The sequence below is a fragment of the Mesorhizobium sp. M4B.F.Ca.ET.214.01.1.1 genome (assembly GCF_004791545.1).
GTDB lineage: Bacteria > Pseudomonadota > Alphaproteobacteria > Rhizobiales > Rhizobiaceae > Mesorhizobium > Mesorhizobium abyssinicae.
This window is the reverse complement of the sequence record NZ_SRUX01000011.1, coordinates 141,275-163,623: the sequence shown is the minus strand read 5'-3', so window position 1 is coordinate 163,623 and position 22,349 is coordinate 141,275. Positions and strand designations below refer to the sequence as shown.

Annotated in this window: 22 protein-coding genes, 1 tRNA gene and 1 pseudogene; 13 read left to right on the top strand and 11 right to left on the bottom strand. The window is 63.2% G+C overall.

The features are described 5' to 3' along the window. The first annotated feature begins 31 nt into the window (after positions 1 to 31). Positions 32 to 904 (top strand): FecR domain-containing protein, encoded by an 873-nt coding sequence (locus tag EN857_RS21990; protein ID WP_127285543.1) that lies wholly within the window; start codon positions 32 to 34, stop codon positions 902 to 904. A 146-nt stretch (positions 905 to 1,050) separates the two neighbouring features. Here EN857_RS21990 and EN857_RS21985 read toward each other — a convergent pair whose 3' ends face one another. The 4 genes from EN857_RS21985 to EN857_RS21970 form a co-directional block, all read right to left on the bottom strand. Beyond that, entirely contained in the window at positions 1,051 to 3,255 is a 2,205-nt protein-coding gene (locus tag EN857_RS21985) for an adenylate/guanylate cyclase domain-containing protein (protein ID WP_135858383.1), read from the bottom strand. A 713-nt stretch (positions 3,256 to 3,968) separates the two neighbouring features. After that, complete coding sequence (locus EN857_RS21980) at positions 3,969 to 4,265, bottom strand: DUF982 domain-containing protein (RefSeq protein ID WP_127285545.1); 297 nt, start codon at positions 4,263 to 4,265, stop codon at positions 3,969 to 3,971. Positions 4,266 to 4,378: 113 nt separating this feature from the next. Continuing rightward, a complete protein-coding gene (locus EN857_RS21975) occupies positions 4,379 to 4,615 on the bottom strand; it encodes a hypothetical protein (RefSeq protein ID WP_127285546.1) in 237 nt (78 codons plus the stop codon). Between the two features lie 115 nt (positions 4,616 to 4,730). Next, a complete protein-coding gene (locus tag EN857_RS21970; protein ID WP_245478495.1) occupies positions 4,731 to 5,117 on the bottom strand; it encodes a hypothetical protein in 387 nt (128 codons plus the stop codon). Between the two features lie 236 nt (positions 5,118 to 5,353). Between EN857_RS21970 and map the strand changes: the two genes are divergently transcribed. From map to EN857_RS21920, 10 genes and pseudogenes are all read left to right on the top strand, one after another. Continuing rightward, positions 5,354 to 6,181, top strand: a complete 828-nt coding sequence (map, locus tag EN857_RS21965) for a type I methionyl aminopeptidase (RefSeq protein WP_127285547.1) — start codon at positions 5,354 to 5,356, stop codon at positions 6,179 to 6,181. A 31-nt stretch (positions 6,182 to 6,212) separates the two neighbouring features. Then, on the top strand, positions 6,213 to 6,983 hold the full coding sequence (gene radC / locus EN857_RS21960; RefSeq protein ID WP_127285548.1) for a DNA repair protein RadC: 771 nt from the start codon (positions 6,213 to 6,215) through the stop codon (positions 6,981 to 6,983). Positions 6,984 to 7,573: 590 nt separating this feature from the next. Then, positions 7,574 to 7,780 (top strand): annotated as a pseudogene (locus tag EN857_RS21955) (JAB domain-containing protein); the annotation flags it as partial. 142 nt (positions 7,781 to 7,922) lie between these two features. Further along, positions 7,923 to 8,687: a TIGR01458 family HAD-type hydrolase gene (locus EN857_RS21950; protein WP_348630777.1), complete on the top strand. Its 765-nt coding sequence runs from the start codon at positions 7,923 to 7,925 to the stop codon at positions 8,685 to 8,687. A gap of 154 nt (positions 8,688 to 8,841) precedes the next feature. Continuing rightward, on the top strand, positions 8,842 to 9,714 hold the full coding sequence (locus tag EN857_RS21945) for a cytochrome c oxidase subunit II (protein ID WP_127284343.1): 873 nt from the start codon (positions 8,842 to 8,844) through the stop codon (positions 9,712 to 9,714). Positions 9,715 to 9,735: 21 nt separating this feature from the next. Continuing rightward, positions 9,736 to 11,505 carry a cytochrome c oxidase subunit I gene (locus EN857_RS21940; protein ID WP_127393225.1) on the top strand — a complete coding sequence of 590 codons (1,770 nt, stop codon included), beginning with the start codon at positions 9,736 to 9,738 and terminating at the stop codon, positions 11,503 to 11,505. After that, the gene (locus EN857_RS21935; protein WP_127284345.1) at positions 11,502 to 12,206 is read left to right on the top strand and encodes a cytochrome c oxidase subunit 3; all 705 of its coding nucleotides are present in this window, start codon (positions 11,502 to 11,504) and stop codon (positions 12,204 to 12,206) included. The genes EN857_RS21940 and EN857_RS21935 overlap by 4 nt, the downstream gene beginning before the upstream one ends. Before the next feature lie 11 nt (positions 12,207 to 12,217). Further along, complete coding sequence (locus EN857_RS21930; RefSeq protein ID WP_128346036.1) at positions 12,218 to 12,940, top strand: heme-copper oxidase subunit III family protein; 723 nt, start codon at positions 12,218 to 12,220, stop codon at positions 12,938 to 12,940. Positions 12,941 to 12,966: 26 nt separating this feature from the next. Continuing rightward, the gene (locus EN857_RS21925; RefSeq protein ID WP_127392867.1) at positions 12,967 to 13,365 is read left to right on the top strand and encodes a cytochrome C oxidase subunit IV family protein; all 399 of its coding nucleotides are present in this window, start codon (positions 12,967 to 12,969) and stop codon (positions 13,363 to 13,365) included. Between the two features lie 133 nt (positions 13,366 to 13,498). Continuing rightward, positions 13,499 to 13,972: an aminoacyl-tRNA deacylase gene (locus tag EN857_RS21920; RefSeq protein WP_127392866.1), complete on the top strand. Its 474-nt coding sequence runs from the start codon at positions 13,499 to 13,501 to the stop codon at positions 13,970 to 13,972. A 58-nt stretch (positions 13,973 to 14,030) separates the two neighbouring features. Here the strand turns inward: EN857_RS21920 and EN857_RS21915 are convergent, their stop codons facing one another. The 4 genes from EN857_RS21915 to tig all read right to left on the bottom strand — a co-directional run bounded on the left by EN857_RS21915 (position 14,031) and on the right by tig (position 18,305). Next, positions 14,031 to 14,849 (bottom strand): DUF2189 domain-containing protein, encoded by an 819-nt coding sequence (locus tag EN857_RS21915; RefSeq protein ID WP_127284349.1) that lies wholly within the window; start codon positions 14,847 to 14,849, stop codon positions 14,031 to 14,033. 346 nt (positions 14,850 to 15,195) lie between these two features. Then, positions 15,196 to 16,125: a heme o synthase gene (locus EN857_RS21910; protein WP_127392865.1), complete on the bottom strand. Its 930-nt coding sequence runs from the start codon at positions 16,123 to 16,125 to the stop codon at positions 15,196 to 15,198. A gap of 33 nt (positions 16,126 to 16,158) precedes the next feature. After that, positions 16,159 to 16,539 (bottom strand): cytochrome c family protein, encoded by a 381-nt coding sequence (locus tag EN857_RS21905; protein WP_127284351.1) that lies wholly within the window; start codon positions 16,537 to 16,539, stop codon positions 16,159 to 16,161. Positions 16,540 to 16,814: 275 nt separating this feature from the next. Next, positions 16,815 to 18,305: a trigger factor gene (gene tig / locus EN857_RS21900; protein WP_127284359.1), complete on the bottom strand. Its 1,491-nt coding sequence runs from the start codon at positions 18,303 to 18,305 to the stop codon at positions 16,815 to 16,817. Positions 18,306 to 18,646: 341 nt separating this feature from the next. Here tig and EN857_RS21895 point away from each other — a divergent pair. Next, positions 18,647 to 18,729 (top strand) — tRNA-Leu (locus tag EN857_RS21895). 32 nt (positions 18,730 to 18,761) lie between these two features. Here EN857_RS21895 and EN857_RS21890 read toward each other — a convergent pair. Genes EN857_RS21890 through EN857_RS21880 form a run of 3 tightly spaced genes read right to left on the bottom strand, consistent with a single transcriptional unit; the run spans position 18,762 to position 21,964 of the window. Further along, entirely contained in the window at positions 18,762 to 20,210 is a 1,449-nt protein-coding gene (locus EN857_RS21890) for an aromatic amino acid lyase (protein WP_127392864.1), read from the bottom strand. 54 nt (positions 20,211 to 20,264) lie between these two features. Then, positions 20,265 to 20,849 (bottom strand): GDYXXLXY domain-containing protein, encoded by a 585-nt coding sequence (locus EN857_RS21885; protein WP_127309821.1) that lies wholly within the window; start codon positions 20,847 to 20,849, stop codon positions 20,265 to 20,267. After that, the gene (locus tag EN857_RS21880; RefSeq protein WP_128346034.1) at positions 20,846 to 21,964 is read right to left on the bottom strand and encodes a DUF2157 domain-containing protein; all 1,119 of its coding nucleotides are present in this window, start codon (positions 21,962 to 21,964) and stop codon (positions 20,846 to 20,848) included. The genes EN857_RS21885 and EN857_RS21880 overlap by 4 nt, the downstream gene beginning before the upstream one ends. Before the next feature lie 237 nt (positions 21,965 to 22,201). On the opposite strand from EN857_RS21880, the gene EN857_RS21875 reads away from it, so the two are divergent. Beyond that, on the top strand, positions 22,202 to 22,342 hold the full coding sequence (locus EN857_RS21875; RefSeq protein ID WP_006335194.1) for a DUF1127 domain-containing protein: 141 nt from the start codon (positions 22,202 to 22,204) through the stop codon (positions 22,340 to 22,342). Positions 22,343 to 22,349: the final 7 nt, after the last annotated feature.

Here is a 22,349-nt window from a genome sequence, read left to right as displayed (position 1 = left end):
TGTGCTAATAAGCCATGGCAGGAGGGATGCCATGCCGTCCTTGAGGTGGGCTGCTGTTGTCGCGCTTGCCGCGACGCTCAGCAATACGACACCGATAGCCGCCGCCGAAACAGTCGGCAAGGCCGTCGTGATCAAGACTGCCGTCACCGGCGCAACCGGACCGCTGGTGGTCAGCGCGCCCGTTCATCGGGACGAACGTATCAGGACATCCAATACCGGGCTTGGCCAATTCGTGTTCCTGGATGGCACCAAACTGGCTGTAGGGTGGGGCTCTTCCGTCGTCATCGACAAGTACGTCTTCAACGATGATAATTCGGTGAAGAACCTTACTATCCGCGCCGCCAAGGGAACGTTTCGCTGGATAAGCGGAAGCTCGTCCTCGTCCGCCTACCAGATCGTCACGCCCGCGGGCACGATAGGGGTGCGGGGAACAGCATTCGACGTTCACATCGCGCCCAACGGCAAAACCGCCGTCGTGCTCCTGAAGGGGTCGGCTCGGTTCTGCAGCGGTGGCGGATGCAGGGAACTGAAGCAGCGCTGCGATTGTGTGGTCGCGTCGCCATCAGGCGCAATGAGCGACGTTACCAAGGTCAATCGATCTGTGCTCACCGCACTCGGCACCCAGCGGGCGTTGCCGTTTCTGACCGGCACTCAGCAGCTTTCGGGAGGCTTCGGTACCGGCGGAAATTGCGGGCTTAAGGTCGCCATTCAGCAGGAGCATACGCCGCGGCCGCAGCAGCAACGGGCGCCCAGTCCACCCAGTCCGGGCACACCCAATCCGCCGGATCCGCCGGACCCGCCGGCCCCGCCAACGGATGACGGCAACAACGGTCATGGAAATGACCCGGGCAAGCACGACCCCAGCAATCCCGGAAAATCCTACGGTCCTGGCCGAAAATACTGATAGGGCAAGCGCAACAGACAGCCGCTCTTTTTCCTGGCGCGTCCTGCGCTCGGCTTCGCTGGCCGGTCGGGGCTGAGTCCTTCTAGATCGGTGTGGCCGAAAAAGAGCAGCGAGCGCGGCGGCCAACTGCCGTGTCCAAATGCAGGTCAGGAGTTGGAGCCGAATTGTTGCTCCGCATAGCCGGCAGTCGCTTCCACCCCCGCTCCCGCCCGTTTGGCAAGAAAATCATCCGCTCTGCGCGATATCCTGCCATAGAAGTCCTGCAAGCCCGCCGGCAAGCCCGCGGCCTTGGCTTTGGCCGCCGCGATGATCTTTCGGCTGCCTGGCGAGCGCGAACGCAACGCCTCGATGAGCTTGCCGTGCAGAAGCCGCAATTCCGCAAAATCCGGCGACGAGGCAACACTTTCATCGCCGACGACGGCATTGATTCTCGTCCTCGCCCTTTTTCCCTTGAGCTCCAGCGATCCCGCGTCGAGGAAAGCCCAGCCTGGCAGCGATCTTACGGTGTCGTCGGACGCGAGGATGTCGAAGCTCACCGTCTTGCACACCGTCTCGATACGCGCTGCGGTGTTCACTGCGTCGCCCACCGCCGAATAGTTGAATCGCGACTCAGCACCCATGTTTCCCACGCAGGCGACGCCGGTATGGATTCCGATGCCGATGCGAACCGCCTGCTCGGCCCCGAATCCGAATGCGTCGCTTTCGTTGAGGCGGGCAATCGTCTCGCGCATGGCCAATGCCGCGCGAACGGCTTTGGCGGGATGATCGGCGACATCGATTGGGGCATTCCAAAAGGCCATGATCGAATCGCCGATGAACTTGTCGAGTGTGCCTTCGTTGGCGGTGACATGACGGCTGAGCGCGTCGAGAAGCGTGTTCAGAAACCCCACGACGGCGGTGGGCGGCAGTCTTTCGCTGATCTCGGTGAAGTTGCGTACATCGACAAACATCACGGTCAACTCGCGGTCGTCGCCGCCAAGACGAAGCGCGTCGCGGGTGTGCTCGATACGGTAGAGCAGCGATGGCGACAAATATTGACCGAACGCCCGCCGGATAGCGCGCCGCTCCCGGTCAGTCACCAGGAAGCGGAAAGAGGTGGTCGCGAAATGCGTGATCGAGCCCATGACGATTGGCGCAAACGGGTCGAACAGCAGTCCCGCAAGCGAAAAGGCAAGCCATGATGCAACGAGCGCCATGCCGGTGATCGCCAGGCCGCAGGCGAGAGCAATCGCAGGGCTCACGAAAATCGTGAGAAGCACCAGAAGGCTGCCCAGCATCGCGATCGACGCGATTTCCAGCCCGTTTGCCCAGTCGGGCCGCGACAGATAGTGGCCGGACAGCACCTGTTCAACCATCTGCGCGTGGAGCGAGACGCCCGGCACGTTCTCACCGAGCGCCGTGACACGAATATCCTGCAGCCCGGCGGAGGAAGTGCCGACAAACACGATGTTGCCTTCGATCGCGGCCCTTGTTTGGGGCGAGACGCCATTGGGTGCAAGCACGTCCTTCGCCGAAACATACCGTTCCGCCCTGTCGGGGCTGACATAGAGCCAGAGTTCGCCTGCCGAGGTCACCGGGATAACGAAGTCGCCGATCTTGACGGAGGTCATTATGCCCTGCCCCTCGGGCGCGCCGGCAATCAGATAGGTGGAGGCGCCCTGCGCTACCCTCATGGCTTCGAGAGCAAGACCCGGACAAAGCTGCTCGCCATCACTCAGAAAGAGTGGAGCTGTCCTCACCACAGCGGTCGATTTGCCTGGATTGAGGCTGATATGTCCGATGCCGGCGGCATTGGCCTCAAGCTGCGGCCGCAGCGGTGTGGCTGCCTTGATATGGGGAGGAGCATCGACCGGGCTCTCGCCGGTAAAGGCAATGCCAGCCTTCACCTGCGGGTGATAGGTCCCTTCGTTGGAGATGCCGTAACCCAGGACAACCGGCTTGCCGGCGATCGACCGGGCGAAGATCTCGTCGTTGTCGGGCAGGCGATCGAGCAGGGCAGGATCGATGCCTGGCACGTCGCGGACAACAGTGCGAGGCGACAGACGATCGGGCTCGGCGAAAAGGATGTCGAATGCGACGACTGCCGCGCCAAGCTCCGCCAGTTTATCGACCAGGGCGGCCATGCGATCCCTGGGCCACGGCCACTGCCCGAACTGCCGCAACGAAGCCTCGTCTATGTCGACCACGCGGACGGGCATCGCCTCGAAGCTGCGAGGTGCCAGCCGCTGATATTGGTCGAAAGTCGCTTCGCGGGCGAGTCTCAACGGCTGCGGGTCGCTCGCCCGGACAATGGTCAGCGCCGCTACCAGCGACAGGCCCAGGACGACGCCGGCCAACTGAGCGCGTGTCATGACCTCTGCACCAGTTGCTGAGCCGCGTCCTGCATGGTCCCGCCGGGAAGTAGCTTCTCGAACCCCAGGCTAGGCTGCATTGTTCCCGGCGAAAGCGCAATCGCTAACCCTACCGCCCTAAGGAGTAGTGCAGTTCTGGCGCTGGCGACTTGCGTAGCCACGACGAACCCAACCGCCGAAAACGCGAGATCGCGCCTCGGACAGAAACGCGCTGTTAAGGCCGTTCGCGGGTGACAGGAGTCGGCCTCCGCTCGAAAGTGTAAAGTTCGGCCTGCTCTCAGCCGTGGAGGCGGGAATGCATTTGCTTCGGATGGCACTCCTGTGCGCGGCCATTGTCGGCTTGGCAGGGCCGCTGGCCGTTAGCGCTGAGGAGCAGCCTGCTCCGCCGAACGGGCAAGCGGTGCCAGAGCAGCCGTCAGTTCATTGCGAGGGGCAAAATTGCCTGCCCCCGGCCGAGGACCCTGTCCTGGAGTGCAAGGGGCAAGACTGCGCGCCGGCTCCAGCGACGGACCAGACGCCAGCTCCGGAGATTGAACAGGTCAAGTGAGCAAGCATCAGCCGGAACCTGGAACAGGCAGTCGAGCGACGTCGACCGAATGGGCACAAGGTGCCTGCGCTTTCGCGAGGCGCCTGGAGGGCTTCAGGGTTGGGACGGCGACAAGCCGGACCTGAAATTCAGCCGCTAGATGCCGGCAAAGGCGGACGATGCGAGCTTAGGCCCGCAGTCCCCTCGCCTCGCCGCCGCGCTTACCGGGAACCATCATGTCCCTGGCGAGCAGGCCGCTGACGCGGCAGAACGCCATGAACGCGCGGCAGGCATCCTCGGTCTTGACCACGTCCACCGTGGCGCCGAAGCAGGCATTGAAGGCGGCCTCATGGACCTTGCCCTGGCGGCGGGCCGGCCAGGCCTGCAGGAAATCCAGCGCCTGCTCGACGCCGTAGATCTCCTCGACCGGCAGGCCGGGCGCCGGGGTAATGCGCACCGGCACCTCGAATTGCAATCTGTCCATTCCAAGTCTCCCCGACCGGTGCTGTCACGGCACCGGCGTTCGTCCTGAAAAATCGCTTTGGCCGGGCTTTTGACTCAGGAATGTGTCCTGAGTGCGGTAAGCCCGGCCTGCGCTCATTGGTTGGCCGGATCGGTCTCTGCCTCGAAAGCCATGCGGCTGACGAAGAACAGGGCGTAGGCCGAGGGCACGGCGAAAATGGCGCCGAGCACCATCGCCGCTGTTCCCGCCATGCCGAGCGTCTCGGCGACCGCCCAAAAAACGGTTCCGATGCAGATGATCACCTGGACCGAGAGAAACAGCGCGGCCGAGACACCGCGCGTCAGTGTCTTGAATGTCTTGATGCGTTGCATTGAATATGTTTCCGAAAATGGCGCGCCACGCGGCGACGGACGGCCAACGGCCGCCGCGCGGTTCGCGACGCGAAAAGTGGGGAATGGTTGAAGGTGCGGTCTGGGACCGCTCAATTCAAGCGAAAGGCGGCGCGCGCGGCTGGTTGGTGCTCGCCTGCCGGGCGGAGGTGGCGGCTGGAGCGGCCGCCGCCTGGATCGGCGAAACCTGGTCGACGAGGAGTGCAAGGGTCGCCGGCGCAAGCGCGCCATTGGCGCTGCCCAGGAACTTGACCGGCAGCGCCCGGCCGGCGCGGATTTCGAGCGCCTGCGTCTTGCCGGTGATGCGCAGCAGCGCGACCTGGTCGCCCTGCCGCGCCACGCTGATGCCGGCGCCGCCCGAAGCGGCAGCGCTGATCGCCTGTTGCTGGGCGAGACCGAGCAGCGACACCAGCAGCAGGGCCATCAGCCCCGAGCAGGCCGCCCTGATCGCCGACAGCGATGAGTTTGCGCGCGCGTACGCCATCAAGTCTCCAACTCTTCCCTTCGCCTACCCCGTCGAGCTGCAAAAGGAAAGCGCTGCGCCGACCCGGGCGCCGGACCAGGCGGCGGCTTGGACATCCTCCGTAGAGGCCAAATAGAGCGGGCTTAAGTCCGTCAGCGGCAGTTCGTCCTTGAACCTTGCGGCTTCCGGTGCCAAATCTGGGAAGATTTTCGCGACGGCTCGCATCAGGAGCCAACCCACCCGGTAAACGGACGTAAATGGTCACCTATCTCGACGCCGCCACGGCACCGCTCAGAAACACCGGCCAGATCCGCCTCTATGGCGAGGAAGGCTTTGCCGGCATGCGCAAGGCCTGCGAACTGACGGCACGTTGCCTCGACGAGCTGGTGCCGATGGTCGCGCCCGGCGTCACCACCGAGACGATCGACCGCTTCGTCTACGAGTTCGGCATGGACCATGGCGCGCTGCCGGCGACGCTCAACTATCGCGGCTACACAAAATCGTCCTGCACCTCGATCAACCACGTCGTCTGCCACGGCATTCCCGACAACAAGCCGCTGAAGGATGGCGACATCGTCAACATCGACGTCACCTACATCCTCGACGGCTGGCACGGCGATTCCTCGCGCATGTACCCGGTGGGCACCATCAAGCGCGCCGCCGAGCGCCTGCTCGAGGTCACCCACGAGTGCCTGATGCGCGGCATCGCCGCGATCAGGCCCGGCGCCCGCACCGGCGCCATCGGCGCCGCCATCCAGACCTATGCCGAGGCAGAGCGCTGCTCGGTGGTGCGCGATTTCTGCGGCCACGGCGTCGGCCAGCTCTTCCACGACGCGCCCAACATCCTGCACTACGGCACTGCCACCGAGGGCGTCGAGATGCGGCCGGGCATGATCTTCACCGTCGAGCCGATGATCAACCTCGGCCGCCCGCATGTGAAGGTGCTGTCGGACGGCTGGACCGCGGTGACGCGCGACCGCTCGCTGTCGGCGCAGTACGAGCACACGATCGGCGTCACCGACACCGGCTGCGAGATCTTCACGCTCTCGCCGAAAAAACTCGATCGGCCTGGTTTACTGGCCTAGTCTTCCCTCAATGCCTTCGGGGGGCGGGTTCATGGGAAAAACCGGCGACGACGAGCGGGGATTTTTCTCCGAGCGGTGGATCGAACCGCCGGCCGGCAAAGCGGCGGCCGAAAAGAAGGCGACACCAGAACAGCCGCACTATCATGGCCATCGCGACCGTTTGCGCGAGCGTTTCACGGCCGCCGGTCCCGACGCCCTCCCCGACTACGAGCTTCTCGAACTGCTGCTCTTCCGGCTGATCCCGCGCGTCGACACCAAGCCGATCGCCAAGGCCTTGCTGGCCCGCTTCGGCACCTTCGCCGAAGTGCTCGGCGCGCCGGTTGCGCTGCTGCAGGAAGTCAAGGGCATCGGCCCTTCGGTGGCGGTCGACCTGAAGGTGATCGCCGCGGCGGCGCAGCGCATGGCGCGCGGCGAGGTGCGCGGCCGCGAAATCGTCGCGAACTGGACGCAGCTTCTCGACTATTGCCGGTCAGTCATGGCCTTCGAGAACCGCGAGCAGTTCCGCGTGCTCTTCCTCGACAAGAAGAACGGGCTGATTGCCGACGAGGTGCAGCAGGTCGGCACCGTCGACCACACGCCGGTCTATCCGCGCGAGGTGGTCAAGCGCGCGCTGGAACTCTCGGCCAGCGCCATCATCCTGGTTCATAACCACCCCTCCGGAGATCCGACGCCGTCGCGCGCGGACATCGAGATGACCAAGCAGATCATCGACACCGCCAAACCGCTCGGCATCGCCGTCCACGACCACCTCATCATCGGCAGGAACGGCAACGCGAGCATGAAGGGGCTGCTGTTGATTTAAGGCTGGAGGCCGGCATCAGCGCGCGCGTACAAGCCTATTGGCGCCCCCCCGAAACACTGCGCCCGAAATCAGCTGAAGGATTTTGAATTTGTCAAGCATGCTACGAGAGGACCGCTCACCATTGCGAATCACGGTCACTCGACGGCGAGATGCATAAATATTTTAGGTACCACTAGATCTATCTTGCGATAAAATCATGCCATTAATAATTTCATATATTATCACCAATGGGTGCATAGTTAGATGATCGGAAGGAAAATCTTCTCTGTATATAGATTTCATACAAGTCGCGTACACCCCCAGAAGCTCGTATAAATCATCATCTTCAATAGAAGATCTAGGGAGACCTTTGCGAGTCCTGGCGGCACTATAACTATAAAGCTCTATCAGACCATTAATCGCGCTGGAGAGATATCTTCGATCGAGCGCCATTTCATTTCTGGAGGCTAGAGTATCCAGATGGCTCATTAAGGGCCTAAATAGCTCAGTGCCTTGATCGGGGGTATTCATTGCTTCCACCCATCCCACGGCTTTGGTCCCAATCCCAAACCTTGAAGCCAGCCCTCTGGGTAGTCAATACCGCCACAATCATTGTCAAGCGCGCGCTGGAGCTTTCGGCCAGCGCCATCATCCTGGTCCACAACCACCCCTCCGGCGATCCGACGCCGTCGCGCGCGGACATCGAGATGACCAAGCAGATCATCGACACCGCAAAGCCGCTCGGCATCGCCGTCCACGACCACCTCATCATCGGCAGGAAAGGCAATGCGAGTATGAAGGGGTTGCTGCTGATCTGAGCTCGGTGTCGATCTCCGCCCCGCGCCGGCGACATGGCTCGACGAAGGCACAAGTAGCAGGACAGCTCTTCGCCGCAACCTCGTTCCTTTCGCATTTGACGCATAGCGGACTCCTCGTCATGCTGGGGTGATGACAAGGGGCGTGCTGTTGGACCTTGCAGGCGTCATCTATGATGGCGGGACCGCCATACCGGGCGGCGTCGACGCTGTCGCTCGATTGCGCCGGGCTGGCCTTTCCATACGCTTCGTCAGCAACACCACGCGCTCGTCGAAGCAACGGGTTCTCGACCATCTCGCGGCGATTGGCCTGATCGCGGCCAAGGCGGACGTCTTCACGCCGGCGCAGGCGGCGCGGGAATGGCTGCTTCGCAACGGCCGCGCGCCGTATCTGCTGGTCCACCCCGGTCTCGAGCCGGACTTTCACGAACTGCCAAGTCGCGACAAGCGCGCCGTCATCATCGGCGATGCCGGCGAGACCTTGACCTATGCGGTGCTGAACGACGCCTTCCGCGAATTGACCGCGGGGGCCGAACTGCTGGCTCTCGCCACCAACCGGACATTTCGCGATGCCGATGGCGGGCTCAGCCTCGATGCGGGACCGTTCGTGGCGGCGCTGGAATTTGCCTCGCTGAAACGCGCCACCGTTCTCGGCAAGCCGTCACCGGCATTCTTTCTCTCGGCGCTGGCTTCGATGAACTGCCCGCCGGAACAGGCGATCATGGTCGGCGACGACGCCGAGGCCGACATAGCCGGCGCGCTCCGCGCCGGACTTTCGGGTGCCCTGCTGGTGCGCACCGGCAAATATCGCCGCGGCGACGAGAAGCGGTTCGATCCGCCGCCGACCGCAACCGTCGCCGATCTCGCGGCGGCGGCCGACTGGATCATCGCGCGCTCCGGCCCGGGCTGAAATCGAGGCTCCGCGACCGCGGGACTCGCAAGTTTGCCCACATATATATCCCACCCATAGTCGGCTCTGGAATTTCAACCGCAAATCACGCTATGATGATCTTGGCACTCGCCGGGACGGCTCCGCGCCCCCTCGATTGCCGGGAGGACGGGACATGGCCATTGCGCTTGTACTCGTTTTGGTTGTTGTGGGCTCGGTGCTGTTTCACTTCCTGAGCCCATGGTGGTGGACGCCGATTGCCTCGAACTGGGACTATATCGACCACACCATCATCATAACCTTCTGGATCACCGGCGTCGTCTTCGCCGCCGTGGTGCTTTTCATGGCCTATTGCGTGTTCCGCTTCCGTCACCGGGAGGGCAGCCGCGCCGCCTATGAACCGGAGAACAAGCGCCTCGAATGGTGGCTGACGGTCATCACCGGGGTCGGCGTCACCGCCCTTCTGGTGCCCGGCCTGTTCGTCTGGAGCCGCTTCGTCAATGTCCCGAGCGACGCGACCGAGGTCGAAGTCATCGGCCAGCAATGGCAATGGAGTTTCCGCTTGCCCGGCAAGGACGGCAAGCTCGGCACCTCGGACACCCGCGACATCACGGCTGAAAATCCGCTCGGCGTCATCCCAGGCGATCCCAACGGCCAGGACGATGTTGTGGTCGAGGCCGCCGATCTGCATCTGCCGATCGGCAAGCCGGTCAAGATGGTGCTGCGCTCGGTCGACGTGCTGCACGATTTCTACATACCGGAGTTCCGCGCCAAGATGGACATGATCCCGGGCTCGGTCACCTATTTCTGGTTCACGCCTACCAGGACCGGAACCTTCCAGGTCCTGTGCGCGGAACTCTGCGGCCAGGGCCACCCGCTGATGCACGGCGTGGTCATGGTCGACACCGAACAGGACTATCTGGCCTGGCTGGGCCAGCAGCAGACTTTCGCGCAACTGTCGGCGCCCCAGAAGACGGGCTCGGCCGACCAGGCGACGGCGTCTGGTCTGAACGTTGCGGCAAAGCTCGAAACTGTCGAGGCTCGCTGAACAGGGCACGGAGGTGCCGCCATGGTCGATATCACGCCTGCAGATGCCGTCCCGCCCGCCGAAGTCGCGGAAATGGAGCTCTACCATCCGCACAGTTGGTGGACGAAATACGTCTTCTCGCAGGACGCCAAGGTCATCGCCATCCAGTATTCGGCGACGGCAACGGCGATCGGCTTCGTCGCGCTCAGCCTGTCCTGGCTGATGCGGCTGCAGCTCGGCTTCCCTGGGACCTTCGACTTCATCACCCCCGAGGCCTATTACCAGTTCATCACCATGCACGGCATGATCATGGTGATCTACCTGCTCACTGCGCTCTTCCTCGGCGGCTTCGGCAACTACCTGATCCCGCTGATGGTCGGCGCGCGCGACATGGTCTTTCCCTATGTCAACATGCTGAGCTACTGGATCTACCTGCTCGCCGTGCTGGTTCTGGTGTCGAGCTTCTTTGCGCCCGGCGGACCGACCGGCGCCGGCTGGACGCTCTACCCGCCGCAGGCCATCATGACCGGCACGCCCGGCGGCCAGGACTGGGGCATCATCCTGATGCTCGCTTCCCTCATCCTGTTCATCATCGGCTTCACCATGGGCGGCCTGAACTATGTCGTGACGGTGCTGCAGGCGCGCACCCGCGGCATGACGATGATGCGCCTGCCGCTCACCGTCTGGGGCATCTTCACCGCCACCGTGATGGCGCTGCTCGCCTTTCCCGCGCTGTTCGTCGCCTGCGTCATGATGCTGCTCGACCGCGTGCTCGGCACCTCCTTCTTCATGCCGGCGATCGTCGAGATGGGTGAACAGTTGCAGCACAATGGCGGCAGCCCGATCCTGTTCCAGCATCTGTTCTGGTTCTTCGGTCACCCCGAGGTCTACATCGTCGCGCTGCCGGCCTTCGGCATCGTCTCCGACCTGATCAGCACCCATGCGCGCAAGAACATCTTCGGCTATCGCATGATGGTCTGGGCCATCGTCGGCATCGGCGCGCTGAGCTTCGTGGTCTGGGCGCACCACATGTATGTCAGCGGCATGCATCCCTATTTCGGTTTCTTCTTCGCCACCACCACCCTGATCATCGCCATCCCGACCGCCATCAAGGTCTATAACTGGGTGCTGACGCTGTGGCGCGGCGACATCCATCTCACCATACCGATGCTGTTCGCGCTCGCCTTCATCGTCACCTTCGTCAATGGTGGGCTGACCGGCCTGTTCCTCGGCAACGTCGTCGTCGACGTGCCGCTGTCGGACACCATGTTCGTCGTCGCCCATTTCCACATGGTCATGGGCGTCGCCCCGATCCTGGTGATCCTCGGCGCGATCTACCACTGGTATCCGAAAGTCACCGGCCGCATGCTCGACGAGACGCTCGGCCGGTTCCATTTCTGGGTGACCTTCCTTGGCGCCTATCTGATCTTCTTCCCCATGCACTATCTCGGTCTGATCGGCATTCCACGGCGCTACGCGGAGCTGACCGACATGACGATCATGACGGAGTCGGCCCATCATCTGAATTCGTTCATATCGATCATGGCCTTCATCGTCGGCTTCGCCCAGATGGTGTTCCTGTTCAACCTGATCTGGAGCATCCGCCATGGCCGCGAGGCCGGCGGCAATCCATGGCGGGCGACGACGCTGGAATGGCAGACGCCGCAGACGCCGCCGGCTCACGGCAATTTTGGCAAGGACCTGCCGATCGTCTATCGCTGGGCTTATGACTACAGCGTGCCGGGCGCCAAGGAGGACTTCATTCCGCAGAACGTGCCGGGCAATTTCGGCCTCTCCAAGGAGCCGGCATGAGCGTCATCCTGGTCTTCCTGGCTGTGATTGCCGGCTTTGCCGGCTGGTGGCTTTCGCACCAGCGGCTGACCGCCAAGCCGTGGCTGGAGCAAGGCCTGGCCGGCGATTTCGTCGGCCTCGACCGGTCGGCCTTGCCCACCGCCAAGATCGGGCTCGGTGTCTTCCTCGCCGTGGTCGGCTGCCTGTTCTCGCTGTTCACCAGCGCCTATTTCATGCGCATGGGCCTGTCGGACTGGCGGCCGCTGCCTTTGCCGCGCCTGCTCTGGCTGAACACCGGCGTGCTCGTGCTGAGCAGCATCGCGCTGCAATGCGCCGTGGTCGCCGCGCGCAAGGGCCAGATCGACAATGTCCGGCTCGGCCTTGCCACGGCCGGTTTCACTTCTTTCGCCTTCCTGATCGGACAGTTAATGGCGTGGCGGCAATTGACCGAGGACGGCTACCTGCTGGCTGCCAACCCGGCCAACAGCTTCTTCTATCTGATCACCGGAATGCATGGTCTGCACATACTGGGCGGCCTGATCGGTCTCGGCAGGACCAGCGTCGGCGCCTGGAACGGCGCGCGGCCTGAGCGGCTGCGCCTCGGCGTCGAACTCTGCGCCATGTACTGGCATTTCTTGCTTTTCGTCTGGCTCTGCATCTTCGCCCTTCTGGCCGGCTGGGCCGCCACATTCATCGACATTTGCCGTGGGCTGCTGACCTGAGGAGGCAGGGTATGTCCGAGACGACTCTGACGCATAGCGGCCAAACGGCCCCAAGGCCGGCCGGCTTGAAAGGCATTGCCGCCGACTGGGCCTCGGACCAGCGCGCGTTCAAGAACGTGTCCTGGGGCAAGGCCATGATGTGGATCTTCCTGCTCAGCGACACCTTCATCTTCGGCTGCTTCCTGCTCTCCTACATGACCGCGCGCATATCGACGCGCGTGCCGTGGCCGAACCCGAGCGAGGTCTTTGCGCTGCGCATCGGCGGCCAGGAGATCCCCCTGATCCTGATCGCCATCATGACCTTCGTGCTGATCTCGAGCAGCGGCACCATGGCCATGGCGGTCAATTTCGGCTACCGCCACGACCGCCGCAAGACCGCGATCCTGATGCTTTTGACGGCGGCGCTCGGTGCGACCTTCGTCGGCATGCAGGCCTTCGAATGGACCAAGCTGATCAGCGAGGGCGTGCGGCCCTGGGGCAACCCATGGGGCGCCGCGCAGTTCGGTTCGTGTTTCTTCATGATCACCGGTTTCCACGGCACGCATGTGACCATCGGCGTGATCTTCCTGATCATCGTGGCGCACAAGGTCTGGCGTGGCGACTACGATGTCGGACGGCCCGGCTTCTTCACCAGCCGCAGGGGCCGCTACGAGAACGTTGAGATCATGGGCCTCTACTGGCACTTCGTCGACCTGGTCTGGGTCTTCATTTTCGCCTTCTTCTATCTTTGGTGAGAGGCAGGCTTTGGTGAGAGGAAGCTATGGCTGAAGCAACCGCAAACGGCCTCGGGCAACACGCACTGCACGGCGACCACGCGCATGATGCTGCGACGGTCGCCGTGGCCGAGGCGCATCAGGAACATCCGATCAAGCTCTATCTGGTGGTCTGGGTGTGGCTGTTCATCCTCAGCACCTGCTCCTACCTGGTCGACTATTTCGGTCTGCACGGCTATCTCAGATGGTCGTTGATCCTGATCTTCATGATGCTCAAGGCCGGGCTGATCGTCGCTGTCTTCATGCACATGGCCTGGGAAAGGCTGGCGCTGGCCTATGCGATCATCCTGCCGCCGATATTGGTGCTGGTGTTCACGATGATGATGGTCTTCGAGTCCGACTATACGCTCTTCACCCGCATCACGTTTTTCGGTGCCGGACCCTGACGCTCAGCCAGAGTTGCTGGACGGCCGCCTCGCCTTGAAACAATGGATGGCTGAGCCATCTTTGTCGGCATCGGAAACGGTGGGAGACCGCCGTCATTTCAATGCGTCACAACTCAAGATAAGAGGCGCCAAAATGACGATCGCGAACAAACTCAAGCATTTCATCGATGGCAAGGGAGTTTTCTACGACACCGTCGAGCATCACCGCACTTCTACCAGCCGGCAATCGGCCATAGCCGCCCATGTGCCGGGCAGCATCATGGCCAAATCGGTGGTCGTTCACCATGAGCTCGGCTATGCGCTGGCCGTGGTCCCGAGCACCCACAGGATCGAGCTCGGCACCTTGCAAAGCATCATGGACAAGCGGCTCGGGCTCGCTTCCGAAGACGAGGTGGTCTCGCTCTTCGGCGATTGCGATGTCGGCGCCGTCCCGCCGATCGGCGCCGCCTATGACGTGCCGGTGATCCTCGACGAAAGCCTCGGCGCCGCCGACGACGTCTATTTCGAGGGCGGCGACCACAGGACGCTCGTGCATGTCAGCGGCAAGGACTTTCGCAACCTGACCACGGATGCGCGCCAGGCCCGCTTCAGCCATCCGGCCTACTGAGAAATCGAGAGAACTACCGAGAGATCGGGGCCGCGCCGAAACGGCGCGGCCCCAAAGCTCAACCTGCCGGCTTGGCCGAAGGCGGCGGTTCCACCACCTTGCGGTAGACATGCCAAGTGGCATGGCCGAGGATCGGCAGCACCACCGCCAGCCCGGCGAACACCGGGATCGAGCCGATGATCAGCGCGACGGCGACGATCAGCCCCCAGACCGCCATGACGACCGGGTTCGCCATCACCACGCGCACGGAGGTGTGGATGGCTTCGTAGGCGCCGACATCGCGGTCGAGCAGCAGCGGGAAGGCGACCACTGTGGTGCACAACACCACCACGGCAAAGACGAAGCCGATGGCGTGACCAAGCACGATCAGCGTCCAGCCGCGTCCGGTGGCGAATATCTCATTGATGAAGCCGGACAGCGATGCAGGCGGCGCCGGGCCGAAAAGCTGCACGTAGAATGCCTGGGCGGTCAAAAGCCAGGCGATGAAGATCGCAAACAGCATGATCCCGACGGCGGCGATCGACGGCAGGGCGGGAGAGTTCTTGACCTCGAAGGCATGGCTCCAGGAGGCATCGATACCGGCCTCCCGTCGGCGGCTGATCTCATAGAGGCCGATTGCCGCGAACGGGCCGAGCAGCGCGAAGCCGGAGACCAGCGGGAACAGCAGCGGCAACGCATTGGCGCCCGATGTCCAGGCGGCGAGAACCACGCCCACCAGCGGATAGATCAGGCAGAGGAACACGATATGCGAGGGCTTGACCATGAAATCGTCGACGCCGCGTCTGAGCGCGTCGAAAAGATCGGAAACGCCGATTTTTCGAATTCTTGTATGCTCCAGCGTTTCGCTGGCACCTGCAATCACGTGAAAGCTCGCCATGAACCATTCCTCCAGATCAGGTCCGGCAAGGTCGCGGTTTCATGGTGCGATCGATCTGCGTGATTGGTCACGCCAACCGCGACCTGCACCGCAATCACCATACTCTCTTGCGCGGGACTTGTCGCCCTTTGTCGGCTAGGGTTCCTGCGGTCGTCAGCCATAAGCTGGTTCAAAAACACCTTTTTCGCTATTCTCTGCCGGGTCGAAGGTGAAGGTGATGGACACGCGGACGCTTCTCATACTCGGCTTCGGGATACTCATTCTGCTGCTGCTGGGGTTTTTCGCGCTGCCGGCGTGACGTCGCCGGCAGTCATCCCCGCCGGCGACTGAGGCTCATGCCATCGGTTCAGAATGAACCGACCGCGCGCGCGACAATGGTATCGGCGAGCAGCGTGGCGAAGATCGCGAAGAGATAGGCGATCGAAAAGGCAAACAGCGCCTTCGCCGGCCTCATCTCCTTGTCGGGCGCGGCCAGCACCTTCCAGGCATGCCAGATGAAGCCGACGCCCAACGTGGCTGCGACTGCCCCGTAGAAGCCGCTGGCGAAACCGAAGGGCCAGGGCAGCACGCCGATCGGCGCCAGGATGAGCGCATAGGCGAAGATCTGCCTGCGGGTCGACGCCTCGCCCGCCACGTTCGGCATCATCGGAATGCCGGCGGCGGCGTAGTCGCCGACCTTGAACAAGGCCAGCGCCCAGAAGTGCGGCGGCGTCCACAGGAAGATGATCAGGAACAGGATGGAGCTTTCGATCCCGACGGCGCCGGTGGCCGCCGCCCAGCCGATGACTGGCGGAAGCGCCCCCGCCGCGCCGCCTATGACGATGTTCTGCGGCGTCGAGCGCTTCAGCCACATGGTGTAGATGACGACGTAGAAGAAGATGGTGAAGGCAAGCAGCGACGCGGCGAGCCAGCCGACCAGCACGCCGAGCGTCATCACCGAAAGCGCCGAAAGCACCAGGCCGAAACCGAGCGCCTCGCCAGGGCTGACACGGCCCGACGGCACCGGCCGCTTTGCGGTGCGCGACATCAGTGCGTCGATATCGGCGTCGTACCACATGTTGAGCGCGCCGGCCGCCCCTGCCCCGATGGCGATCGCCGCTATCGCAATCACCGCGATGACCGGGTTCATCGCGCCGGGCGCCGTCATCAGGCCGACGAAAGCGGTGAAGACGGCAAGCGCCATGACGCGCGGCTTGAGCAGTGCGAAGAAATCGGCGGCCGTCGCTTCCGAGAGGCGAATGCCGGTGTCCTCGAGGCGGCTTTCCCTAGTCGACATTGCAGGCGACCACCGATGGAGGCAGGAGAATGACTATTGCGAGAATTGCTTAAGATAAGCGATGACGTTGGCCACGTCCTGGTCATTCTTGAGACCGGCAAACGCCATCTTGGTCCCTTTGACCATGGCCTTGGGATCGTGAAGGTAGGTCGTCAGAGTCGGCTCGTCCCATTTGACGCCGGACTTGCCGGCATCGATCATCGCCTGGGAGTAGGTGAAATCAGGGTGCGTGCCCGCCGTGCGGCCAATTACGCCATGCAATGACGGGCCGATCTTGTTCTTGTCCTCGTCCGCGATGTGGCAGACCTTGCATTTGACGAAGACCTTCTCACCCGCCGCGGCGTCCTGCGCCTGCGAGGGATGCGCGGTGAAGGCTGTTACGGACATGGCTGCAATAAATGCGATGGCGCGCATATGGCACTTCCTCCCTGGTCGTCATCCTTGCCTTTGACGATTTACGCAGCCGCTCACGTCGGCTTGCGCCCCTAGATGGCAAGTACGGAATATCCGCACTGCCGCAGTGGAATTGCGGCACCTACATACCACGGATTCCAGCCGGCGGATAGAAAAAGCCAGAGATTGCGAAGGTTTAGAGCGCGCGCTGAGAGCGGGTCGGCGCACCGACCAGACAGCCACAACGAAAAAGGCCGCCCGAGGGCGGCCTTTCACGATTGAACAAAGTGCACCGGTTACTCGGCGTCCTTGGCCGCCTTCTTCTTCGGCGCGGCCTTCTTCTTGGGCTCTTCGGCGTCGTCGCCGGCCTTGGCTTCACTTGCCTTGGCTTCTGCCTTCTTCGACGCGGCCTTCTTCGCCGGCTTTGCCTTGGTCGCGGTCTCGCCCTCTTCGTCGTCGGCCATCAGCTCTTCCTTGCTGACCTTGACGTCGGTGACCGAAATCTGGCCGAGCAGATGGTCGACCACCTTCTCCTCGAACATCGGCGCCCGCAGCGTGTTCAGCGCATCCGGATTGCTGCGGTAGAATTCGAAGGCTTCCTGCTGCTGGTTGGCCGGGAAGCGGCGAACCTGCTCGAACAGGCCGCGCTGCAGCTCCTCGTCCGAAACGGTGACGCCCGCCTTCTCGCCGATCTCGGCGAGCACCAGACCGAGGCGCACGCGGCGTTCGGCCAGGCGCATATATTCGGCGCGCGCCTCTTCCTCCGTCGTCTCTTCGTCGGCGAAAGTGCGGCCGGCGGCTTCCAGATCGCGATTGACCTGGCTCCAGATGTTGTTGAACTCGGCCTCGACGAGCTTCGAGGGCGCCTCGAACGCGTAGGACGCGTCGAGCTGGTCGAGCAGCTGGCGCTTGACCTTCTGGCGCGTCATCGAGCCGAACTGGTTCTCGATCTGGCCGCGCACGATCTCGCGCAGGCGCTCCAGCGATTCCAGGCCAAGGTTCTTGGCGGTCTCGTCGTTGATCTCCAGTTCGCCGGGCTTCGCCACTTCCTTGACGGTGACGTCGAAAGTGGCTTCCTTGCCGGCCAGATGCGCTGCCTGGTAGTTCTCCGGGAAGGTGACGGTCACCTGCTTTTCATCGCCGGCCTTGGCGCCGATCAGCTGGTCCTCGAAGCCCGGGATGAACTCCTTGGAGCCGAGCACCAGCGGCTGGTCGTTGCCGGCGCCGCCGGAGAACGCCTCGCCGCCGATCTTGCCGACATAGTCGATCGTCACGCGGTCGCCCTCGGCGGCCTTGCCGGTCTTCGGCTCATAGCTGCGCGCCGATTCGGCGATGCGCTTGACCTGGTCGTCGATTTCCGTGTCCGGCACGTCGAACACCTGGCGCGTCACCTTGATGTCGGAAAAGTCCTTGATCTCGATCGCCGGGATGATCTCGTAGTTGAGACGGAACTCGAAATCGGCGCCGCCGGCCAGGATCTTCTCGGCCTCTTTCTCGTCCTCGGTCATGATCACTTCAGGCTGCATGGCGGCCTTCTCGCCGCGCCCGGAGATGATCGAACGGGTCGAATCGTTGAGGATCTCGTTGACCACTTCGGCCATGAACGACTTGCCGTAGACCTTGCGCAGGTGCTGCACCGGTACCTTGCCGGGACGGAAGCCGTTGATACGGACCTTGTTGCGGGCATCCGTCAGCCGCGCCATCAGCTTGGCTTCCATGTCACCGGCCGGCACGGTGATCTTGATCTCGCGCTTGAGACCGGAATTGAGCGTTTCGGTGACCTGCATCATAAAACCTTTGTTCTCACCCATGAGGCTGCCAGGCGGTTCATGCCGCTTACAGCCTGCCGGTATAATCTTGCCGGGAATGGCTTTTGGTACGGAAGCTGGCGGCTTGACCGCTAAAGCGGCTCAAATCCTTCCAAACTGCGTTCCAAGATGTGAATAAGTCTTTGTTTTTCCTACTTCTTATCACATTCTGCAGAAGCGGATCGTCGCGTCCCGTCACATTCGACACGCCTTTTGTCACAGGCCGGCCTAATTTTCAACCATCTTCGCATTGTGGCGAATGACAGCCATTTGGGCTGCGACATTGACAGAATGATGGCTACATGGGATTGCCGGGCGGCGCGGGTATGGCGGAACTGGTAGACGCACCAGATTTAGGTTCTGGCGAGCAATCGTGGGGGTTCGAGTCCCTCTACCCGCACCATCCGCTTCGGCTGACAGACCGAGGCGCCGCGGCTATGCCTCGAAGACCTTGCCGGTAAACCATTCGCTCAATCTCGCCAGTTCCGGCCCCAGCACGCGGTCATCCCTGACCGGCGGCACGATGGCCCTGATGTCGGCAACGAAGGGCCGAAGCGCCGGCGGCGCCTCGCGCCCGGTGACGTAAAGCGCCTGCGAGGCGATCATCGCCAACATCGCCATCGCCGCGTCCAGGCAGCGGCCGGCGGTCGCCTCCTTCGTCCAGGCGAGGAACGCCGTCGTCGCGACATCGTCCTGGCCGGCGCCGGCAGATTCCGTGCCCGGGATGAAGGTGCGTTGCGCCGCAAGCTTCGCCTGTTCCAGATAGCCGGTGATCGCCATCGGCACGTAGCCGACATTGCCGTGGCCGTCGCTGTCGGCCCAATGCCGGTCGGCCATCAGCAGATCGGGAAGCAGCGAGACCTTGCCGTTCAGCAGCTTCGAGGCATGGCGGTCGCAGAGCAGGCAGATGTCGGCCCAGATCGCCGCCAGATCGTCGAGCGCCGGCGTCGCCATCGCATTGTGATAACCGCCGGTGCTGATGCAGCGCCCGAGCGGATGCGCCTCGTCCGGCGGGACGTAGACCGGATTGTCCGAGATCGACGCCAGCGACACGGTCGCCGCCCGTTCCGCGCCGGACAGCGCGCGATGCGCCTGTCCCAGCACGCGCGGCACGATGCGGTAGCTGACGGGCGCCTGATAGTTGCGCCGCCCGTCGCCGGCGCCGACGAGATACTCCCTCAGGCCTTGCAGCGCCGCCGCCTCGTGCTCGTCGCCCCAAAGCCCGTCGAGCGCGGCGTCGTAATGTTCGAGCGGAGCGCGAAACGCCTCGATCGATAGCGCGAACACCTTGTGCGCCATTTGAATGCGCCCACGCGCGGCGAGGGCGGCGTCGGCGACCAGCGCCGCCGCGCAGGGCGAGCCGTTGATCAGCGATCCCCGCTCCTTGACCTCCAGGTCGAAGCGCGTCGAAAGCGCGGCGAATAGCGGATAGAGAGCCAGGATCTCGCCGGCGCCCCCCTGGCCCTGCGACGGCACGATCGGCATCGGCCCGCCGTCCAGCATGGCAGCGACAGCTTCAGCGATGCGCGGCGAGGTGGCGGCGTTGCCCTCGATGAAATTCGTGAGGCGGGCAAGCACGATCGCCCTGACCACGCGCTCCGGCAGCGGCTCGCCGAACGAAGTGGCGGCCGCGAACGCCTTGATGCGCGCGTGGCGGTCCCGTTCGTCACGCTCGAGCTTCCGGCTCGCCAGTTCGCCCATCGCGGTGGTGACGCCGTAGATGATCGGCGCGGGGTCGGTTTCGATCAAGCGCAGGAACGATGCGCGACATGAGGCAATCCGCTGCATGGCCTTGTCGCTGATCCGCACCGGCTCCTTGCGCCAGGCGACACGAAAAACAGTGTCGAGGTTGATGTCGCCCCGCGCCGTCAGCTCAATCGTCATGCTTCACACAGTTCGGAGGAGATCATCAGGGTCACGCCGGGTGGCAATGCGGAGCTAGTAGAGCGGCTCCTCGAACAGCGTCTTGTCGCCGTCCATCAGCGCCTTGATCTGCGGGGTGCCGTCGCCGGCGATGGCAACACGGACGGCGAACGGCCGCACCCGCATGTCGTTCTGGATCGCCATGCCCTCGCCTTCCGGCAGATAGAAGCGCTCGATGCCGTAGTCCGGAGTGATCGATGCGCCCTCTTCGCGCAGGCCCCAACCGTCGTTGATATGTCCGACGATATCGGCTTCGTCCGCGGCGGCCGGCGCTGGCGCCGCGCCAAACCAGGCCGTTGTCGGTTGCCAGTAGCCGTCTGCGCCCTTTTTCAGCCGGACCACGATCGAGGTGTCGTCGCTCACGAGTTTGTCGGCCGGGATGTTGGCTATCAGCTTTACCGGGATGCGCGATATCTCGTAGCCCAGGAAAATATAGTCGCCGCGCAAGAGGTCGCGTGGATCGATCGGCTCGACCTTCAAAAGCACCTGCTTGCCGTCGCGCAGGATCGCCGCCCGCCCGGCGATGATCCAGCCGAGGAAGCCGATCTGGACGAGCGCCAGCAGCAGCGCCGAGATGATCAGTCTTTTGCCGGTCATCATGCAAGGGCTCCTTCGCTGCGCGGCGTGTTCATGCGCTTTTCGACGCGGATGATGACCAGCGCCATTGTGCCGAGCAGCAGCGCGGCGGCCAGGAAGAAGCCGGCGGTGCCGAGCATCGACTGCAGCATCACCACGTAGATGATGGCGAGCTCGAAGGCGAAGCCGGCATAGGCGACCCAGCGCAGACCCCTGCTCTCGCGGCCGCCCAGCATGATCGCAACGACGATGGCGGCGAGCGCCACCGCCGAGGCAATGGCGAAGGCGCCATTGTAGCTCGCCTCGTCGGCCAGTTCGAACTGGACCATCGCCATGCCGGTGAGGAAGCCGATCAGCGCGTGCAGGGGCAGACGGCCGCCGAGTTGCACGATCCTGTCGACCGGCTCGGCGGCGAAGACCGCGGCTGCAAAAAGCAGCGCCGAAACGAGCGCCAGCGGAACCGACACCTGCAGCGTGTTGTGATCCATCGACAGCAGCACGAGATAGAACAGGACCGACAGGATGATCAGGTGCCGCGCCGCCTGGCTGCGGGTCCAGAACGAAATCGCGAACAGCACCAGCACAATGGCCGGGAAGAGATGGGGAAATTCCGAGCGCCGGAAAAAGCCGCCCCATTTGAGGAGCAGCCAGGCGTCGGCGATGCCGACGGAAACGACAGTGAGCGGGTTCGAGCGTAGCGCGACCGCTGCCAGCGCCGTGCCGGCGCCCCACGTGAGCAGCGCCGAGGCCTCGTCGCCGGTCAGATGATACATCTGGCCGATCAGCGCGATCGATCCGCCGAAGGCCGCCGCCGCCACGATCCACAGCGCCTCGCCTATGGCCGCGTGGTCGCGTGTCTTCAGCACCGCGCCACCGACATAACCAGCCAGGATGGCGGTGAACAGCGCCGCGACGCGGACCAGGCGCGGAATGGCTTCCCAGTTGGCTGCGACGAAGATCAGGATCGCGGCGCCGAACAGCAGCGCCGCCATCATCGCCAGGATCGACCCGAAGCTCAGCGACTTGCGCTCGTTGGCCTCGATATCGCGCACCAGCGCCTCGGCCGTCGGCGCGTCGATCAGGCCGGTCTGCCGCCATCGGGCGATGTCTGACCTGACCCGCGAAGCATAGCTCGCCATTTTCTTTTCCCCCTGCCCTCGGTCTTTTATTCAGCCCACCCGGTCAAACCGTTGACGCTACGGCATTTTCCGATTCGGGTTTCTTTATGTCGAAGCCGTGAACGCGCGTTAATGTTGCATTGCACAATTTGCATTGCTGCCATGCGCCAATGGCACTTTTAAATCGATATGACCCCACCTATTTTCTGTTCGTACACAAACGGAATGATCCGAACGAAAGACGAAACGAGCACTACCATGAACCTGATCCGCAACTACCGCAACTGGCGCCGCTACCGGGACACCGTCTCCGAGCTGAGCCGCCTGTCGAACCGTGAACTGACCGACCTCGGCATCAGCCGCAGCGACATCCACTACGTCGCTCGCAAGGCGGTCTAATCCTCTT

Coding starts and splice junctions, on each gene's coding strand:
- EN857_RS21990 (WP_127285543.1), top strand. CDS start 32: ATGCCGTCCTTGAGGTGGGCTGCTGTTGTCGCGCTTGCCGCGACGCTC.
- EN857_RS21985 (WP_135858383.1), bottom strand. CDS start 3,255: ATGACACGCGCTCAGTTGGCCGGCGTCGTCCTGGGCCTGTCGCTGGTA.
- EN857_RS21980 (WP_127285545.1), bottom strand. CDS start 4,265: ATGGACAGATTGCAATTCGAGGTGCCGGTGCGCATTACCCCGGCGCCC.
- EN857_RS21975 (WP_127285546.1), bottom strand. CDS start 4,615: ATGCAACGCATCAAGACATTCAAGACACTGACGCGCGGTGTCTCGGCC.
- EN857_RS21970 (WP_245478495.1), bottom strand. CDS start 5,117: ATGGCGTACGCGCGCGCAAACTCATCGCTGTCGGCGATCAGGGCGGCC.
- map (WP_127285547.1), top strand. CDS start 5,354: ATGGTCACCTATCTCGACGCCGCCACGGCACCGCTCAGAAACACCGGC.
- radC (WP_127285548.1), top strand. CDS start 6,213: ATGGGAAAAACCGGCGACGACGAGCGGGGATTTTTCTCCGAGCGGTGG.
- EN857_RS21945 (WP_127284343.1), top strand. CDS start 8,842: ATGGCCATTGCGCTTGTACTCGTTTTGGTTGTTGTGGGCTCGGTGCTG.
- EN857_RS21940 (WP_127393225.1), top strand. CDS start 9,736: ATGGTCGATATCACGCCTGCAGATGCCGTCCCGCCCGCCGAAGTCGCG.
- EN857_RS21935 (WP_127284345.1), top strand. CDS start 11,502: ATGAGCGTCATCCTGGTCTTCCTGGCTGTGATTGCCGGCTTTGCCGGC.
- EN857_RS21930 (WP_128346036.1), top strand. CDS start 12,218: ATGTCCGAGACGACTCTGACGCATAGCGGCCAAACGGCCCCAAGGCCG.
- EN857_RS21925 (WP_127392867.1), top strand. CDS start 12,967: ATGGCTGAAGCAACCGCAAACGGCCTCGGGCAACACGCACTGCACGGC.
- EN857_RS21920 (WP_127392866.1), top strand. CDS start 13,499: ATGACGATCGCGAACAAACTCAAGCATTTCATCGATGGCAAGGGAGTT.
- EN857_RS21915 (WP_127284349.1), bottom strand. CDS start 14,849: ATGGCGAGCTTTCACGTGATTGCAGGTGCCAGCGAAACGCTGGAGCAT.
- EN857_RS21910 (WP_127392865.1), bottom strand. CDS start 16,125: ATGTCGACTAGGGAAAGCCGCCTCGAGGACACCGGCATTCGCCTCTCG.
- EN857_RS21905 (WP_127284351.1), bottom strand. CDS start 16,539: ATGCGCGCCATCGCATTTATTGCAGCCATGTCCGTAACAGCCTTCACC.
- tig (WP_127284359.1), bottom strand. CDS start 18,305: ATGCAGGTCACCGAAACGCTCAATTCCGGTCTCAAGCGCGAGATCAAG.
- EN857_RS21890 (WP_127392864.1), bottom strand. CDS start 20,210: ATGACGATTGAGCTGACGGCGCGGGGCGACATCAACCTCGACACTGTT.
- EN857_RS21885 (WP_127309821.1), bottom strand. CDS start 20,849: ATGATGACCGGCAAAAGACTGATCATCTCGGCGCTGCTGCTGGCGCTC.
- EN857_RS21880 (WP_128346034.1), bottom strand. CDS start 21,964: ATGGCGAGCTATGCTTCGCGGGTCAGGTCAGACATCGCCCGATGGCGG.
- EN857_RS21875 (WP_006335194.1), top strand. CDS start 22,202: ATGAACCTGATCCGCAACTACCGCAACTGGCGCCGCTACCGGGACACC.